The 16854-nt window shown below is 40.1% G+C and carries 17 protein-coding genes; 15 read left to right on the top strand and 2 right to left on the bottom strand.

Annotated features, from left to right (window positions below):
- The first annotated feature begins 22 nt into the window (after nt 1-22).
- The 8 genes from nagE to AC0VZ9_RS18135 all read left to right on the top strand — a co-directional run bounded on the left by nagE (nt 23) and on the right by AC0VZ9_RS18135 (nt 7141).
- Nucleotides 23-1399, top strand: a complete 1377-nt coding sequence (gene nagE, locus AC0VZ9_RS18170) for an N-acetylglucosamine-specific PTS transporter subunit IIBC (protein ID WP_192908902.1) — start codon at nt 23-25, stop codon at nt 1397-1399.
- Between the two features lie 330 nt (nt 1400-1729).
- Nucleotides 1730-1870, top strand: a complete 141-nt coding sequence (locus AC0VZ9_RS18165) for a hypothetical protein (protein ID WP_019381191.1) — start codon at nt 1730-1732, stop codon at nt 1868-1870.
- Between the two features lie 142 nt (nt 1871-2012).
- On the top strand, nt 2013-2468 hold the full coding sequence (locus AC0VZ9_RS18160; RefSeq protein ID WP_251174992.1) for a hypothetical protein: 456 nt from the start codon (nt 2013-2015) through the stop codon (nt 2466-2468).
- Between the two features lie 103 nt (nt 2469-2571).
- Nucleotides 2572-2922 (top strand): nuclear transport factor 2 family protein, encoded by a 351-nt coding sequence (locus AC0VZ9_RS18155; RefSeq protein ID WP_226280783.1) that lies wholly within the window; start codon nt 2572-2574, stop codon nt 2920-2922.
- A gap of 126 nt (nt 2923-3048) precedes the next feature.
- Nucleotides 3049-3924, top strand: a complete 876-nt coding sequence (locus AC0VZ9_RS18150; RefSeq protein ID WP_009333526.1) for a carbon-nitrogen hydrolase family protein — start codon at nt 3049-3051, stop codon at nt 3922-3924.
- A gap of 3 nt (nt 3925-3927) precedes the next feature.
- Nucleotides 3928-4596, top strand: coding sequence for a GNAT family N-acetyltransferase (locus AC0VZ9_RS18145; protein ID WP_009333527.1), 669 nt, complete (start codon nt 3928-3930; stop codon nt 4594-4596).
- A gap of 20 nt (nt 4597-4616) precedes the next feature.
- A complete protein-coding gene (locus tag AC0VZ9_RS18140; protein WP_009333528.1) occupies nt 4617-5288 on the top strand; it encodes a hypothetical protein in 672 nt (223 codons plus the stop codon).
- 494 nt (nt 5289-5782) lie between these two features.
- Nucleotides 5783-7141, top strand: coding sequence for an LVIVD repeat-containing protein (locus tag AC0VZ9_RS18135; RefSeq protein WP_217025491.1), 1359 nt, complete (start codon nt 5783-5785; stop codon nt 7139-7141).
- A gap of 110 nt (nt 7142-7251) precedes the next feature.
- On the opposite strand, the gene AC0VZ9_RS18130 is transcribed toward AC0VZ9_RS18135, so the two are convergent.
- Nucleotides 7252-7809, bottom strand: a complete 558-nt coding sequence (locus AC0VZ9_RS18130; protein ID WP_026041657.1) for a membrane protein — start codon at nt 7807-7809, stop codon at nt 7252-7254.
- An 89-nt stretch (nt 7810-7898) separates the two neighbouring features.
- Between AC0VZ9_RS18130 and AC0VZ9_RS18125 the strand changes: the two genes are divergently transcribed.
- The 5 genes from AC0VZ9_RS18125 to AC0VZ9_RS18105 all read left to right on the top strand — a co-directional run bounded on the left by AC0VZ9_RS18125 (nt 7899) and on the right by AC0VZ9_RS18105 (nt 13639).
- Nucleotides 7899-8492 carry a TetR/AcrR family transcriptional regulator gene (locus tag AC0VZ9_RS18125; RefSeq protein ID WP_019381197.1) on the top strand — a complete coding sequence of 198 codons (594 nt, stop codon included), beginning with the start codon at nt 7899-7901 and terminating at the stop codon, nt 8490-8492.
- Nucleotides 8493-8650: 158 nt separating this feature from the next.
- The gene (gene fdhF, locus AC0VZ9_RS18120; RefSeq protein WP_475396588.1) at nt 8651-11617 is read left to right on the top strand and encodes a formate dehydrogenase subunit alpha; all 2967 of its coding nucleotides are present in this window, start codon (nt 8651-8653) and stop codon (nt 11615-11617) included.
- Nucleotides 11610-12176 carry a helical membrane plugin domain-containing protein gene (locus AC0VZ9_RS18115; protein WP_019381199.1) on the top strand — a complete coding sequence of 189 codons (567 nt, stop codon included), beginning with the start codon at nt 11610-11612 and terminating at the stop codon, nt 12174-12176. The genes fdhF and AC0VZ9_RS18115 overlap by 8 nt, the downstream gene beginning before the upstream one ends.
- A 225-nt stretch (nt 12177-12401) precedes the next feature.
- Nucleotides 12402-13298: an HD domain-containing phosphohydrolase gene (locus AC0VZ9_RS18110; protein WP_019381200.1), complete on the top strand. Its 897-nt coding sequence runs from the start codon at nt 12402-12404 to the stop codon at nt 13296-13298.
- Between the two features lie 17 nt (nt 13299-13315).
- Nucleotides 13316-13639: a hypothetical protein gene (locus AC0VZ9_RS18105; protein ID WP_019381201.1), complete on the top strand. Its 324-nt coding sequence runs from the start codon at nt 13316-13318 to the stop codon at nt 13637-13639.
- A gap of 138 nt (nt 13640-13777) precedes the next feature.
- On the opposite strand, the gene fdhD is transcribed toward AC0VZ9_RS18105, so the two are convergent.
- Nucleotides 13778-14575: a formate dehydrogenase accessory sulfurtransferase FdhD gene (gene fdhD, locus AC0VZ9_RS18100; RefSeq protein ID WP_251264813.1), complete on the bottom strand. Its 798-nt coding sequence runs from the start codon at nt 14573-14575 to the stop codon at nt 13778-13780.
- A gap of 181 nt (nt 14576-14756) precedes the next feature.
- Between fdhD and AC0VZ9_RS18095 the strand changes: the two genes are divergently transcribed.
- A complete protein-coding gene (locus AC0VZ9_RS18095) occupies nt 14757-15116 on the top strand; it encodes a Na-translocating system protein MpsC family protein (RefSeq protein WP_009333537.1) in 360 nt (119 codons plus the stop codon).
- A 331-nt stretch (nt 15117-15447) separates the two neighbouring features.
- Entirely contained in the window at nt 15448-16773 is a 1326-nt protein-coding gene (locus tag AC0VZ9_RS18090; RefSeq protein WP_217025496.1) for a C40 family peptidase, read from the top strand.
- Nucleotides 16774-16854: the final 81 nt, after the last annotated feature.

Genomic DNA, 16854 nt, shown 5'->3' with positions numbered 1-16854 from the left:
ATGCAGAAAGAGGTGTGTAAAAATGTTGGGGTTTTTACAAAAGATTGGCAAGTCTTTAATGCTGCCGATTGCAGTCATGCCTGCTGCTGCACTTTTGCTTAGGCTGGGACAGGATGACCTTTTAGGCATTCCGTTTATATCTGCAGCCGGGAATGCTGTGTTTGGACATTTGGCTCTATTGTTTGCCATCGGGATTGCCATCGGTTTTTCTAAGGATGGCAGCGGGGCCGCTGCCCTAGCCGGTGCAGTAGGTTATTTTGTGCTGACTGAAGGTGCCGCGGCGATAAACGAAACGGTCAATATGGGTGTTTTTGGGGGAATCATTTCCGGTATTATTGCAGGGCTATTATACAATAAATATCATGATATTAGGCTGCCGGAATGGCTTGGTTTCTTTGGAGGAAAACGGTTCGTGCCCATTATCACATCACTTGTTATGATTGTCATTGCATTTTTGTTCGGGTATGTGTGGCCGCCGGTCCAGGCAGGCATTAACAGTGTGGGCGATTGGATTATTGGTGCAGGTGCCGCAGGTGTTGGAGTCTTCGGATTCCTCAACCGATTATTAATTCCGGTTGGGCTCCATCATATATTGAACACGCTTGTCTGGTTTGAGTTTGGTGAGTTTACTAATGCAGCCGGGGATGTCATTAAAGGAGACTTATGGCGATTCCTTGCAAAAGATCCATCTGCAGGGATTTTCATGACTGGATTCTTCCCGATTATGATGTTTGGTCTGCCGGGCGCTGCTTTTGCCATGGTTGCAGCTGCTAAAAAGGAAAGAAGGAAAGCGGTGGCAGGGGCGATGGCAGGCCTCGCATTTACTTCCTTCCTGACCGGTATTACAGAGCCGATAGAATTCTTATTTATGTTCTTATCACCGGTACTATATTTTATTCATGCTATTTTAACAGGTTTGGCTATGTCCATCTCCTATTTGTTGGATATTCATCATGGGTTCGGGTTTTCAGCAGGTGCCCTGGATTATTTTCTAAACTTCGGCATTGCCCAGAAGCCAGTGCTGCTTGCGGGAATAGGTCTCCTTTATGGCCTTCTGTATTTTGTGGTTTTCTATTTCCTCATTAAGAAACTGGATTTAAAAACGCCGGGAAGGGAAGATGAAATTGCAGGTGAATTTGAAGGGAATTCCGCTCTAAAAGGCAACTATGCTGAAGCTGCAGATGCTTATCTGGAGGCTCTGGGCGGCAGAGAAAATCTTGAAGAAATCGATAATTGTGTAACCCGCCTTCGTTTAAAGGTGAAAGATATAGCTATGGTTGATGAAGGGCGTTTAAAACAGCTGGGGGCAAAAGGGGTAATAAAGCTCAGCAAAACCAGTCTGCAGGTTATTGTTGGAACGGATGTTGAATTTCTGGCAAATGAATTGAAAAAGAAGTAAATGAAAAGCTGGCTCGCTGTCACGGGGGCCAGCTTTTGTTACATATAGTTTTACAAGGGTGCCTCAATTCCCTTAGAAACTGATGAAATATATGCTTTCTCATATAGTAATTAAGTTTTAATGATCTCTGCAAATCATAATTTTAATAGCTTTACAGTAAAAAATTAAATTTATAGGATGGACATTTTTTCAAATTTAAGTGTTATCCCCCATGGACAAGCGCCCTTTTTTCTCAGTATAGGATAGTAGTTTAAGCATGTCCAAATTTTAAACATAACATGTCTACGTAAGGGTTCCCTTGCTAAATGACTTTAAAGGGGGGATATCATCATGGTAGAACCATTAACGGTGTTAATTGTCATTCTTTTAGCCGTTGTATTACTTTTGGCAAGCATTCTTGTACCTTCAGCAGAAGGTGCCATCGTGGAGGCAATTTGCAGCCTTTTGGGATGCTCTGCAAATGACGCTTAAAGAAAAATTACAGAAACCCTGGTATATTTCCAGGGTTTTTCGTATGAAAAAATAAAATCTTTTAATCCTGTATGTTTGTCCATTCCAAATATACTGCAGTTTCATAGAATAGTGAGTGAAAACGAAGAAGGACGGGATAAAAATGGAGGAAAATAAACCAGAACAGCAGAATTCATCTGAAAAAACGGCAAGCAATAAGAATCGGTATAATTCCGAGGCTGTAGAAAAACTGGCAGCAAATTTACTGAAGGATGAAAATAATATCAATTTCGGATCTTTATTTAAAATGGCCAATAAGATATTGAAGGATGATTCCCTAATGGGACTGGTCGGGGAAATCTCTCAAAAGCCGCCTGAAGATAAAGATGGAGCAGCTATCGAAGAGATTCCAGACATCGAAAATAGAGAACTTGTTTCCTTGCAAAAAGAAATGGAGGCAATAAGATCCGAATTAAAAACAACTCGAAAAGAGGTAGCTGAATTAAAGAAACAAAACGCTTCCCTTTTAAGCCTATATTTAAAAGTACTTAATGCAGCAAACAATGATTTTAAAAAAGGTATTGGGCTTATATCAGGATTAAGCAAATTATTAAAATAGAGACTTAAGGCATTACTTTTACGGGTAATGCTTTTTTTATGGCACAAAACTAGACCGGCATGCTATAAAACCTTAGGATAGAAAGAAAAACGATGGAAAGATGGTGTCCCAATTGGAAGAAAAAACAGGAAGGATTGCTCAGCAGCAGCTTGATGCTTATAACCGGCAGAACATTGATGAATTTTTAGCAGTATATAGTGATGATGTAACAGTTATGACATTCCCTGGGGACGAGGTTATGTATAAAGGAAAAGAAAAAATGAGGGAGAGGTACAGCCAGCTTTTTAAAAACAATCCAAATCAGCATGCTGAGCTGATTTCCAGAATGGCAAAAGGAAATATAGTTATTGATTATGAATATGTTACTGGAAGGGCAAACGGTCAGTCTATTTATGCAATAGCAATGTATGAAATTGAAGAAGATAAAATTCAAAAAGTCTGGTTTGTAAAATAAAATAGTGTTAATTAAAAAATTTCGTATTCCGATTAAAAAAGTATTGTGCTATGCAGGAAAATCATTGATAATTTTTAAAAGATAGAGTGATACTCATCTATACATTTTCTGATGAGGGGGATTACATTGAAAATTCGTGTATCTGCTGTGCAGTATCATCTGCACACCATTCGTTCGTTTGAAGAGTTTGCCGGGCAATGTGAGCATTACATTAAAACTGCACAGGAGTTCGGATCGGAGTTTGTCTTATTTCCTGAATTTTTTACCACACAGCTTTTGTCCATTGGAAGCGAGCAGGGAACAAGTCTGACGATAAATGAATTGCCTGGTTTTACAGAACAGTATAAAATGCTATTTTCCAATTTTGCTAAAGATACAAAAATGCATATTATTGGCGGTACACACGTTATTAACAGAGATGGCCGCCTTTATAATGTGGCTCATTTATTTTATCCGGATGGGCGGATTGAAGAGCAGGCTAAACTGCATATCACTCCTACTGAAGTCCATGAGTGGAATATGTCACCTGGCGAAGGCCTCCGTGTATTTGATACAGATAAAGGCAGAATAGCCATCCTGACATGCTATGATATTGAGTTTCCGGAAATCGTCCGTATGGCAAAAGCAAAAGGAGCAGATGTTATTTTCTGTCCTTCCTGCACGGACGACCGGCATGGTTTCCACCGTGTCCGCTATACAAGCCATGCAAGAGCTATTGAGAATCAGGTATATGTTGTGGTCACAGGAACAATTGGTTCCCTGCCTACTGTCGACTTTATGCGTGCCAATTTCGGCCAGGCAGCTGTCATTACACCGAATGATATTCCATTTCCGCCAAAAGGGATTATGGTGGAAGGAGAGTTGAATGACGATATGATTGTGACTGCCGACCTTGACCTTAGCCTTTTATATGAAGTCCGAGAACGCGGCTCTGTTACGACTTGGCGCGACCGCAGAACGGATTTGTATGTCGACTGGGAAAAAGAAAATATCGAAGGATGAAAAATGGCATATAGAAGCGAATTTTATGTGTTTGATGGGGATAAGCCGGTGCCTGCTGTAATCAGGAATTATACTAAAGCGGATTTTGATCAATTAATTGACATTCAGGCTGAATGCTTTCCGCCCCCTTTTCCTTCGGATTTATGGTGGAATAAGGAGCAATTAACTAACCATGTGGAGCTCTTTCAGGATGGTGCACTTTGCATCGAGATTGAAGGAATATTAGCAGGGTCTTTAACTGGGCTGATTGTTGATTTTGATCCTTCCCACCCGGAGCATACATGGGAAGAAATAACCGACAGCGGCTATATTCGCAATCATAATCCTCAAGGCAAAACATTATATATTGTTGATATAAGTGTCCGACCCAAGTTCCGAAAACTTGGGCTGGGCAAATTAATGATGCAGGCTATGTATCAGGTTGTCATTAGATTAGGTCTCGATCGCTTGCTTGGAGGGGGGCGGATGCCTGGCTACCATAAATTCGCCCATGAATTGACTGCCCAGGAATATCTTCAGCAATTGATCGATGGGAAGAAGAAAGATCCGGTTATCACATTTTTGCTGAGGTGCGGCCGAACTCCGCTTACTGTTGCAGAAAATTATTTAGAAGATGAGGAGTCACTTAATTACGGTGCCTTAATGGAGTGGAACAATCCATTTAAGGTATAAGCGGCAAAGGAGATAGTACATTGGAATATATCAGAATTACGAGTATTCATGATCCTCTTTTTGTTAAAATGCATGAGTTGATGAAAGAAGTCTTTCCTCCTGAAGAAGTACTGGAGTTTGAATTGTGGAAGGAACCTCTTGAAGATTCTGGAATTCGTGTGTTTGCGGCTGTTCATGAAGGTGATGTGGTCGGTGCTACCGAATATCGCTACTATCCGCAATGGAATATTGCCATGACTGATTTTACCATCATTGGCCGTCAGGGCCTAAGCCTTGGCCGTTTCCTTGCACGAAATCGATCCAAGGATCTTGACGAGCTTGCCGGCCAAAACGGTAAAGAGCTATTTGGCATGTTTGCAGAAATTTATGATCCTTATGGAATTGAAGACCATGAATTTGGCGGTGCCAAGCCAATGAACCCATTCGTCCGCCGGGAGGTTTTGTCTCATATGGGCTATAAGAAGCTTGATTTCCCATATCTTCATCCTTCTTGGAAAAATGATGGGGAAGCAGTTAAGGGACTTGATTTTTGCTTCATGCCAGCAGATGAAGAAATCACAGAGATTCCTTCTGGCTTGGTTATTAATTTCCTTTCAGAATATTACGCTGTTCTATCGGCTAAACCGCAGGAGTGGTATGGAATGATTGAACAGCTGAAAGAAAAAGAGAAAATATCCCTGCTTCCTTTATAATCAGCAGAAAGCCCTTGCCTCAAGGGCTTTTTTGCATTCAATGTTTAACGGACATACTAAAAAGGTAAAGAATATAAAGTAATGTTCAAACCGAAAAGAGGGATCCTTTCATGGCATTGAAAAGATTAATAAAAGCAGTCATTGTAAAAAACGGTGCTTCATTAGTGAAAAAATATGTTGTTCCGGCTGTAAAAAGAAAGCTGAAAAGCAGGAGATAAATTTATTCAGGCATCTTCCATTGGAAGGTGTTTTCTTTTTTGGGGGAGGGCAAAAGAAATACGCAAAGACTGGTTCAATTAGTGTAAATATCATATTCCATTATGTTCACTAGTTATATAGGATGGAAGAGAATCAGTCATATATTGTAGAAAATATAGGAAAATTTTCTGATATTAAAAATTCTGAATTTTCTTTAATATAAAAAATGCAGTATTTCGGGACACTTAAACTTAGCGTACCGACTACATAGCTAAATTATATTAGGGGGAATAAATTTGAAGAAGAAAATCTTAATTAAAACTGCTTTAGCCGGAGCTCTTGTCCTATCCGCTGGTGGCCCAACAGCATTTGCACATGATGAATTCAGCGGAGGTATTGAAAAAGGTGATAGTCTGGCAGGTGTTGAATTAGCTGTTCCATTGCTTGATGGCAGCAAAAATACAGGTAATCTTCAAGAAGTAGCGTCTGTTCCACTAAAAGAAGTAAAAGAGGGAGTACAAAATTCATCGGGTGATGTTTATGCGCATAAAGGCTTTTCCTATGTAGGCACACATACCAAAAATGGGGGTGAAGGCGGAGTGCGTGTATTTGATATGAAAAAGCCTTCAAATCCAGTAGAAGTGTCGTCATTTGCTCATATTCCAGGGACATGGCAGGAAAAAGTAATTGTAAAAACTGTTAATACGAAGCACTTTAAAGGTGATTTGGCTGCAGTCAGCGTTCAAAAGGTAGATCGAACCAACCCAAATGCAAAAGGAGGATTTGTATTATACGATGTAACAAACCCTCGGGAACCAAAGGAATTGGGATTTTGGGAAGATACATCGGGGGCACGGGGAACACATGAACTTTACCTAACCGTTCAAGGAAATAATGTTTATGTGCTGACTGCAAATTGCTATGCAGATCTGTATTCTCATGGTGATAAAATGGATGTTAATATTGTAGACGTTACTAATCCCTCAACGCCTGAAACAATTTATGAATTTAATCCGCGCAATTATATATCTGAAGTGAACGATGATAATTATGATGGATATAATTGGACTGATGAAGACGGAATTCAAAGGGCAGCGTTTGCTCATAGCGTCAAAACAGATGGAACTGGGAAAACAGCTTTCCTTTCGTACTGGGATTTAGGAACAATCATACTTGATATTAGCGATGCCAAAAATCCAGTTTATCTGGGCAGGACGGATTTCGCCAATGATGTTCAGGGAGCCGCCCATTCGATGGATTTAGCTAAAGGAGGAAATGTCCTTATAGAGACAAGGGAGGTATTTGGTCCAACCAGAGAGGGCTTTGAGAGTGCCTATGGCTACACAATGATTTATGATATCAAAGATAAGACAGATCCAAAGCTTCTAAGCACTTTTAGAACCGACTTCACTGAGAAGATTCCTGGAGGAGCGACTGTCCATGATCCAAAGGTTCAGGGGAACACATTGTATCTCTCACATTATGCAGGGGGTGTAAGGACAGTTGATATTACAGACCCGTCGAATCCGGAAGAAATTGGTGTCTATATTCCAAGCAAATCTAACATTTGGGGTGTATTCGTAGATCGCAATTATGTACTTGCATCCGATATGGGATCTGGATTGAAAGTCCTGCAGAAAAACGGCAGCCAATAATAATTAAAAAACAGGAGTCCCCGAAGAAGGCTCCTGTTTTTTGATATCTCCTAAAAAAGGACGGTTATAATGATAAACTTTTGACCTGACAAGAAGCAGGTTTTGTGAAACTACAGAGTTATTTTTGAGTTTTCAGCTTTCATTTTTCTCGGCCAAACAGTATAGCTGAAGCTGATGGCAAAATCGATTGCAAGAACCAATGTCCATATTCCTGCTAATCCTTTGAGACTCTCCGTTTGCTGGGGATTGTCAATAAAAAGGATCATAGCCATTAATAAAACCAAACCAATTATCCATGCGAGAAGATGCCTATACCATCCGTTTCTCTCTCTCCTTGCATGTTCTTTGCCGTATTTTGCTGGCTTTTCAGGTTTTGGTCCATTTCCGAACTTAAAGGCAAATCTTTCGTCTGCCCATTGAATCATAGGTTTTCCATAGGCTACGGTTACGCCAATATAAATTGCTGCAAAGCCATGGAAAATGGTTGCCTCTGTTCCACTGTGCAAATCAATGGTCGTTGCTGCAATTAGAATTAAATCAATTAGCGGGGTACAAAGCAGAAGGAAACCACCTAATGATTTTTTCTTTACTATATATCTTGCTGTTAAACCTGCAGCAACAAAAATCCAAAAACCAATTTCACATGCGATAATTAGCCAGCCAATCAGATTTTCCACATCCCTTTTTAACACAGTTGTACTATAAAAATATTGTAATACAACTGTGTTAAAAAAGCAATAGGTGGTATAATATAATTATGCCAAAAAAAGTTAACCATGAAGAGCAAAAGCATATTTTAGGAAAAGCAGCATGGCGGGTGATTAAAAAAGAGGGCATTGAAGGTGCTTCTGTTCGTAAAGTTGCGGAGGAAGCAGGTCTATCTGCTGGGTCTTTGCGCCATTATTTTTCAAATCAAAATGAACTGTTGGCGTATTCAATGAACTTAGTATCAGAAAGGGTGAAAACACGAATTCAGAATGCGGCTTTTACAGATGATCATTTCGAAAATATGATTCTCGTGCTGGGGGAATTACTTCCTCTAGATGAAGAACGGCGATTGGAAATGGAAGTCTGGATAGCATTTAATATAAAGGCTTTAGTAGACCCGCATCTTTCTGAACTTAGCAGCCGTGTATACGAAGAAATGAAGACAGGCATCAGAAACATCATTGAGGGACTAGTTAAATTAGGACTGTCCGGAACTGAAATGAAAATTGAGGAAGAAGCAGGTCGTCTGCATGCCCTTATTGATGGCCTCGCCCTCCATGCAGTAATGAAACCAGATCAATTTAATGAAGAAAAAATGAAAGCGATTCTTAGAAATCATTTGTTGTCATTGCTGGAAAAATAAATGTGTTAAAGGCGGCTGAATTTACAGCCGTTTTTTTTGTGTCCATTAAAATCTATTTTTGTTAGAATGCCTGGAGTTATCTGCCAATATCATTAACTAAACGTTTAACTTTTTCTTGCAAGGGTAGTGAAAACCTAAGAAACCGATTCATTGAAAGGATGATTGAGTTGCCAGCATCTCTCAATATAAAGATAAATGGTATAGAAATGAAGGCAAAGCAGGATCAAACCGTTTTGCAATTATTAAACGATAGTTCGATTGAAATTCCTCAGGTTTGCTTCCATCCGAGCCTTGGAGCAATAGAGACCTGTGATACCTGCATTGTTTCTGTCAATGGAGAACTTGTACGTTCGTGCTCCACAAAAATTAAAGATGGAGACGTAATTGATACTGTGGATCCTGATGTAAAACAGGCGCAGACCATTGCCATGGATAAGATTCTCTTTAATCATGAATTGTATTGTACGGTTTGTGATTATAACAACGGGGGATGTGAAATACATAATACGGTTAAGGCGATGAAAATCAATCACCAAAGCATCCCGTTTGATCAAAAACCTTATGAAAAGGATGAATCTCATCCATTTTACAGATACGATCCCGATCAGTGCATTCTTTGCGGAAGATGTGTGGAAGCCTGTCAGGACGTCCAGGTTACTGAAACCCTTACCATTGATTGGGAGCGGGAGAGACCAAGGGTTATCTGGGATAACGATGTGCCCATTAACGAGTCCTCCTGCGTATCCTGTGGACACTGTTCTACGGTTTGTCCATGTAATGCCATGATGGAAAAAGGAATGGAGGGGGAAGCCGGATTTCTGACTGGAATTGCCAAAGACACTCTTCGTCCAATGATTGAAATCACTAAAAATGTTGAAACAGGATATGGGTCCATTCTGGCTATATCTGATATGGAAGCAGCTATGCGGGAAGAGAAAATTAAAAAGACCAAAACAGTCTGTACATATTGCGGTGTCGGCTGCAGCTTTGATGTATGGACAAAGGGCCGTGAAATACTGAAGGTGGAGCCTCAGGCAGAAGCACCTGCCAATGGAATTTCTACATGTGTAAAAGGGAAATTTGGCTGGGACTTTGTGAATAGTGAGGAACGATTAACGAAGCCGCTAATCAGGGAAGGCGATTCATTCCGTGAAGCAGAATGGGACGAAGCATTGGAACTGATTACACGAAAATTCTCGGAAATTAAAGAACAGCATGGCCCAGATGCATTGAGCTTTATTACATCATCTAAATGTACCAATGAGGAATCGTATTTAATGCAGAAACTTGGCAGGGCAGTCATAGGGACAAATAATATCGATAACTGTTCAAGATATTGCCAGACCCCTGCAACTGTAGGGTTATTTCGAACTGTGGGATATGGAGGGGATGCTGGTTCAATCGAAGATATTAAAAACTCCGAATTAGTGCTGATTATTGGTTCCAATACGTCTGAATCCCATCCGGTTCTTTCTACCAGGGTGAAACGATCCCAGAAGCTTAACGGCCAAAAAGTAATTGTGGCTGACTTAAGGGAACATGAAATGGCAGAGCGGTCTGATCTGTTTGTGCGTCCTCGTGCAGGTACGGATATGGTCTGGCTTTCTGCCATTACCAAATACATTATCGACCAGGGATGGGCGGATGAGAAGTTTCTGCAGGAAAAAGTAAATGGACTTGAAGAATTTGTATCAAACCTGGAGAAATATACGCTGGAATTTGCAGAAGAAACGACCGGGATTTCCAAAGACAATTTAATCAAAATGGCGAAAATGATTCATGAAGCCAATAGTGTTTCTGCTTTATGGGCAATGGGTGTCACACAGCATCTTGGAGGCAGTGATACAAGTACAGCCATATCAAATCTGCTTCTTGTAACAGGAAATTACGCTAAACCTGGTGCAGGTGCGTATCCTTTAAGGGGCCACAACAATGTGCAGGGGGCAGGTGATTTTGGAAGCAGCCCCGATAATTTGCCTGGGTATCAGCAGGTTTCAGACCCTGATGTGAGAAAGAAGTTTGAAGATGCATGGGGAGTAAAGCTTCCGGAAAAGGCCGGACTGAATAATCACGAAATGGTAGAAGGGATTCATGAAGGCCAGCTGAAAGCGATGTATCTGAAGGGTGAAGATATGGGACTTGTGGATTCAAATATTAATTATGTGCAGGCTGCTTTTGAGAAGCTTGATTTCTTTGTGGTACAGGACATTTTCCTTTCCCGTACAGCTGAGTTTGCGGATGTGGTGCTTCCTGCAAGTCCAAGTTTGGAAAAGGAAGGAACATTTACTAACACAGAGAGGAGAATTCAGCGTCTTTACCAGGCGTTCGAGCCGCTTGGGGATTCGAAGCCGGATTGGCAGATTATCATTGAAGTTGCAAATCGGCTGGGAGCAGGCTGGACATATACGCACCCAAGCGAAGTAATGGACGAGGCAGCTGGACTTATGCCATTATACGCAGGAGTTACTTATGATAGATTGGAAGGATACAATAGTCTGCAATGGCCCGTGGCTGAAGATGGAACGGACAGTCCTCTCCTCTATACGGAAGGCTTTCCTTTCCCGGATGGCAAGGCAAGACTTTTTCCGGTAGATTGGACTCCTGCTCTTGAATACCCAATGGAATATGATATTCATGTCAATAATGGGCGTCTTCTGGAGCACTTCCATGAAGGTAATATGACCTACAAGTCAAAAGGAATCAGCTTGAAAACACCGGAAGTTTTCCTGGAGGTATCACCTGAATTAGCCGAAGAACGAGGGTTGAAGGATGGTACACTTGTTCGTTTGACATCGCCATATGGCAATGTGAAAGTAAAGTGCCATATAACGGATAGGGTTAAAGAAAAGGAAGTTTACCTTCCTATGAATGATAGGGGCGATGCCGCCATAAATTTATTAACAAGCAGCTATGCCGACAAGGATACCGATACACCAGCATATAAGGAAACGAAGGTAAAGCTTGAAATCCTGAGTGAAGAAGGAAGCAACCCGCTTCCAAGAATTAATCACCGCTATGGCAATCCGCAGCCGCAGATAGGTGTAAACGTGCAAAAGAAATGGGCAAGAAAAGATTATATTTTCCCGGGAGAAATGGTGAAAAAGGAGCGGAAGCAGCATGGCTAAAGCGATTAATAACATCAAGCGTTTTGAATTAAGCCCAGAGGATAAACGCAAAAAGGACCTGGAAGAAGTGGAGAATGCCCTGATAGATAATAAGGATTCCATTCTTGAGCTACTGAAAGCAGTAGGACATATGCATGATCGGGGAGTTCTTTCATTATTAAATGGCTTATTTGGACAGGGAGATAAAGTATTGAATGTCCTTGTTAAAGCAGTGGATAAACCGGAAGCTACCAATACAATCAAAAACCTGCTTCTCATGGTTGGAACTCTTGGCACCATTAATGTTCAGCAGCTTGAACCCTTGCTGTTAAAATTAAACTCCGGTATTGCCAGGGTGGCGGAACATAAAGAAACGGATGAAAAAACAAGCTACTTTGAACTGGTAAAGGCATTAAAAGATCCAGAAGTCAATCGTGCGGTTACACTTCTGATTACTTTCCTAAAAGGGATGGGAGAAGATACAAGCGCCATGGAAAGGAACACCCAGCTTCCAGAAGACCAGAAAATACACAAAATGGAGAAAAACGAAAGAGATGTTCCTCCTAACAAAAGAGAATGACAACAAGCCGGTGACCCCATTTAAGGTCACTGGTTTTTTATTGGAAATGATAAAATCAGGCAAATAGCCTTAAATATTGTCAATATTCTCTTTAATATCAATTTAATAGCAAAATTTTTGTGGAAAAATGGAAAATCATGTACTAGAATGGCAATATAGGAAAGTTTATTAATTTGCCACCCAATACATACATCATTTGCGAAGTATAAGAAAGAGGGTAATAAAGTGGGCATTATAAATGAAGATAGTTTCATTGAAACAGTCCACATGAAAGGCTTGCAAATCTCCCTGATTGCTTCGGGGGACGGGACAGAGGTTATTTATCATAAGCTTGATCCGGGCATAATGTGGGGGATTGAACCCCAAGAAGGCTGGGAAGCACTAGAATATTTATGTGTACTTTCAGGGGAATTAATTCTTAGAAATGGAAATGAAACCAAGAAAATAAAAACAGGGAGTTCTTTTTTTAGGGCACCAGTAGAAGAACATTATGTTTTTGAAGCAGCAGCTACCACTGAATTTCTTTATGTAACATCAAGGCCAGTTTTTTTTCATTATAGTAAAGTAACAAAGGAAATGATGGAGTTATCAATATCAATTGAAGAAAAAGATGGATATACCAGAGATCACTGCCAAAGAATTAATAAGCTTTCTATGCTGGTTGGAAAAACATTAGAGTTAGATTCTAAGCAACTAGTAAACTTGAATTTAGCTTCTTTTCTTCATGATGTGGGGAAGTTGCGCATACCCCTGGAAATATTGCAAAAGCCGAGTAAACTCACTCCAGAGGAATGGGAAATAATGAAGAAACATTCTGTTTTCGGAAGAGAAATACTTGAGGAAACAGGATTGCCGCTCTTGATAGATGCAGGAAAAGTAGTCGAACAGCACCATGAGAGATTTGATGGAAAAGGTTATCCTCTTGGATTGAAAGGCAGCGAGATTTCTATTGAAGCTTCGATCATTTCGATTATTGATTCTTATGATGCTATTACCACGGATAGAGTGTACAAAAAGGGCAGGAGTAAGGAAGAAGCTAAAAAAGAATTATTGAATTACCGTGGAACCATGTATCATCCTGAAATTCTGGATGTTTTCCTGGGGCTTATAGATCAAATTTAAATTTATGGGGGAAAAAAATGAAAAAGATAGGGTTTATTTTAATGGCAGTAATCTTGACTGCCGCATTAGGAATTAAAACCGCGGAGGCTGCATATTTACCGGAGTATGATAAATATGTCGAAGTTTCCTATGAAGATGCAAGGAAAATTGCTGATTTGCTGGGATTGAAAGATATACCATTAGGAGAGGAAACAGCAAGGTTATCATTTGAAATGCAAGAAAAGTTAATCGCTAAAATTGAAGTGATACTTAAAACAGAGATTGACCATTATTATGTATGGTTAACAGTCGATGGACAGCCTGTATTAGGAATTGATCCTCCCGTTCCATTGTATAATTAAATTATAAATTGATTTCAGTGTGAAAAGCCGATCAGAACTTGATTGGTTTTTTTGTCTGAAAAATTAAAATAAAATTGAAACCAAGGTGTGTACAAACACCTTGGTTTGCTAGCTAATAATAATTAGGTTCCTCTTTTATTAATCTTCCGCCCCTGAAACGATCCTTTCAGGATGAGAATAAACATTAAAAGACTGACCGCGTATAAAGCCAACGGCTGTGATATTAAGATCTTCTGCCAGTTTTATGGCCAGATCAGTCGGAGCTGATTTTGATAGAATTATGCCTACTCCGATTTTGGAGGCTTTTAGAAGAACTTCCGAAGAGATTCTGCCGCTGAATGCAATAACTTTATCTCTTACAGGAATCCTGTTTTCAATGCAATACCCAAGGATTTTATCTAGAGCATTATGCCGGCCAATATCTGTTCTGCTGACAATCACTTCATCTGCAGAAAATAAGGCGGCATTATGTACTCCTCCGGTTTCTTGAAAAGTCAGACTGCCTTCCTGCAGCTGATTCATAAATGAGATGCATTGGCTGGGAGACAAGGTCAGCTTTGATGTAGAAGTTCTGGCTGTCCTGGCATCATTGTGAAAATAAAATTGCCTGCTTTTCCCGCAGCATGAACCAATAAACCGTTTGGAGTGGAACTCATGGCTTGCTGTTGAAGTTTGGGTATGTAACTCCACATATGCAAATCCTTTGCTTTCATCTATTTGTATATCCTTGATTTCGTCAATACTCCTGATGAAGCCTTCAGAAGCCAAAAAGCCGATTGTTAATTCCCGAATATTCTCTGGGCTGCAGACCATTGTTGCGAACTCTTCTCCATTTAGATGAATTGTGAGAGGGTGTTCGGAAACAATTGAATCTTCTGCATCCTGCAGAACTCCATTCTGAAATCTGACAATTTTTCTGCTGCTTAGAATATCCATAATTCTTCCTCCTAGAACCTTTCAACTAACAAAATAGTAGCATATAATTCAGTTAAACAAGAAATTTAGATTGTTTAGTTTGACAATAATTGTATTAATTGATTAACTTATTAAAGTGAAACCTGCATTGGACATGTATAATTGGGATTATACATGAAAATAGGTTAATGAGGGTTGGAATATGAACAAGTATGAAGCTGAATTCAGTAATTTAGTGCGCTCCTTCCGAAAAAAACATATGGGCAAAGGACCTAGCAAAGTTAGGACAACTTTCTGCAAACATTGGGCTATATGTGAAATGGAAGGTAATTTATCTCCTGTGGAAAAATTCATAGCAAGTGCAGACGAAGGGAAACAAATGCTTCGGGCTGCCAGAACAGAAATGGTCAAGGAGATGTATAAAAAGAACCGGCCGGCTGAAATGGAAGAATTTTTGCAGGCAAGACTAATTGACCTGTTTGTGGATATAGATATCGAACGGGATTTTGGAATGTCGGTATTTGTGTTCGATCAGGATATCCAAAGCAAGTTTATGGATTAAAAGTATTCATTAAAGACTGAAATCTGGAAGATAGAATCCGGATTCCAGTCTTTTTTTATTCTTTCCGGAATACAGCACACAACTGTTGTTGGATATCTTCTCTGAGTAAAATAGGGAATTATGTCATATAAGGATGGCGAAAAAAGGGGTTTAATGTCACGTTTGAAATATTTTTGTAATATTTCTATAACAAGTCTGTCAAATAAGGATGGTATAATCCTCCATGGAAAGACAAATTTACTAGAAACCAAAACTGGAAAATACATAGATAAAAAGTTTTATATATTCTAAGGCCGTTTAACAGACCAAGTACATATTAGAAAGCAGGGTAATGATTTTGAAAAAAAGACTCCTCGTTTTAAATACGACAATTATCCTAGGGCTTGGAAGTGCTTTTTCAATCCCTGGTGTGAATGCAGAATCGATCGATAAACTGGAAAGTCAAAAAAGCCAAATCCAGCAGGAGCGTTCAAGCCTGCAGGCCACACTGGCTGAAGCAGATAATGAATTGGTAAGTGTCCTTAAAGAGGTTGCTGAGCTAAATGCTAAAATCGCTAGAGTTAAAAAAGCAATTGAAGATAATAATAAATTAATAGCAGAAACGGAAACGAGTATTGTTAGCACTAAAGCCGAAGTCGATCAATTGAAGGCAGAAATGGCTATCATTGAGGAAAGAATCGAAAAGAGAAGCGCGATCTTAAAACAGCGTGCACAATCCTTTCAGGAAAGCGGCGGAACAGTGGCATATCTAGATGTTCTTCTTGGTGCATCCAGCTTTAGTGATTTCGTCGACCGTGTCGGAGCAGTAACTACATTTGTTCAGGCAGATAAACAGTTACTGGAAGAACAGGAACAGGATAAAAAGGCATTTGAAGAAAAGAAGGCTGCAGTGGAAGAAGAACTGGCGGGATTGAACAGCATGATGACCGAATTAAAAGGCATGCAAACTGCCATGGAGCAGCAAGAAAAGCAAAATAGTTCATTAATCCAGCAGTTAAAAGAAAAGGAAAATACGATTGCTGATAAAAAGGCGAAGCTGCAAAGTGAAGATGCTAAATACGCTTCTATGATTGCACAAATCGAACAAAGCATTGCGGCGCAGACAGCGCCAGTAGTACAGACAGCTGCATCGACTTCATCATCAGCAGGTTCGGCTTCAGTGACTTCTGCACCAACAGGTTCATCATCTGTCAAAGAGCAAAAAACTGCTGCACAGAAAACCAAAGGATCCAGCAACTCTGCTCCTAAGCCAAGCGCCAAGGGCGGAAGCGCAATTAGCATTGTTACAACTGCAGGCAATAAATATATCGGTAATTCTGTTTATGTTTTTGGCGGCGGCAGAAACGCTTATGATATAGCCAATGGAAGATTTGATTGCTCAGGTTTTGTGCATTGGGCATTCTCCCAGGCTGGAATTAGTGTTGGAGCCAGCACAGACTCTCTTAAATTTGCAGGACGACAGGTTTCAGCAAGCGAAATGAGAGCTGGAGATCTAGTTTTCTTTAACACCTATAAAACAGACGGCCATGTAGGCATTTACCTTGGCGGCGGTAAGTTCATCGGTTCTCAAGACTCAACGGGTGTCGCGATTGCTAATATGTCCAGTGGCTATTGGAAAAACAAATTTAGTGGCCGTGTTGTACGCGTTATAGAATAGTAAAATTAACCTGACTTCCATGTTAAAACGTGGAAGTCAGGTTTTTTATGTTGAACTCACTTTTAGATTATTACCAAATCA

The sequence above is a fragment of the Cytobacillus sp. QJM3NY_8 genome, from assembly GCF_056173585.1.
The sequence above is the reverse complement of the archived record's forward strand: the minus strand, read 5'-3'. Positions and strand labels throughout refer to the sequence as shown.

Bases quoted from the DNA above. Each gene is read 5' to 3' on its own strand.
- AC0VZ9_RS18145 (WP_009333527.1), top strand. From the start codon at position 3,928: ATGGCATATAGAAGCGAATTTTATGTGTTTGATGGGGATAAGCCGGTG.
- fdhD (WP_251264813.1), bottom strand. From the start codon at position 14,575: ATGGATATTCTAAGCAGCAGAAAAATTGTCAGATTTCAGAATGGAGTT.
- AC0VZ9_RS18125 (WP_019381197.1), top strand. From the start codon at position 7,899: ATGCCAAAAAAAGTTAACCATGAAGAGCAAAAGCATATTTTAGGAAAA.
- fdhF (WP_475396588.1), top strand. From the start codon at position 8,651: ATGATTGAGTTGCCAGCATCTCTCAATATAAAGATAAATGGTATAGAA.
- nagE (WP_192908902.1), top strand. From the start codon at position 23: ATGTTGGGGTTTTTACAAAAGATTGGCAAGTCTTTAATGCTGCCGATT.
- AC0VZ9_RS18090 (WP_217025496.1), top strand. From the start codon at position 15,448: ATGATTTTGAAAAAAAGACTCCTCGTTTTAAATACGACAATTATCCTA.
- AC0VZ9_RS18095 (WP_009333537.1), top strand. From the start codon at position 14,757: ATGAACAAGTATGAAGCTGAATTCAGTAATTTAGTGCGCTCCTTCCGA.
- AC0VZ9_RS18115 (WP_019381199.1), top strand. From the start codon at position 11,610: ATGGCTAAAGCGATTAATAACATCAAGCGTTTTGAATTAAGCCCAGAG.
- AC0VZ9_RS18105 (WP_019381201.1), top strand. From the start codon at position 13,316: ATGAAAAAGATAGGGTTTATTTTAATGGCAGTAATCTTGACTGCCGCA.
- AC0VZ9_RS18165 (WP_019381191.1), top strand. From the start codon at position 1,730: ATGGTAGAACCATTAACGGTGTTAATTGTCATTCTTTTAGCCGTTGTA.
- AC0VZ9_RS18160 (WP_251174992.1), top strand. From the start codon at position 2,013: ATGGAGGAAAATAAACCAGAACAGCAGAATTCATCTGAAAAAACGGCA.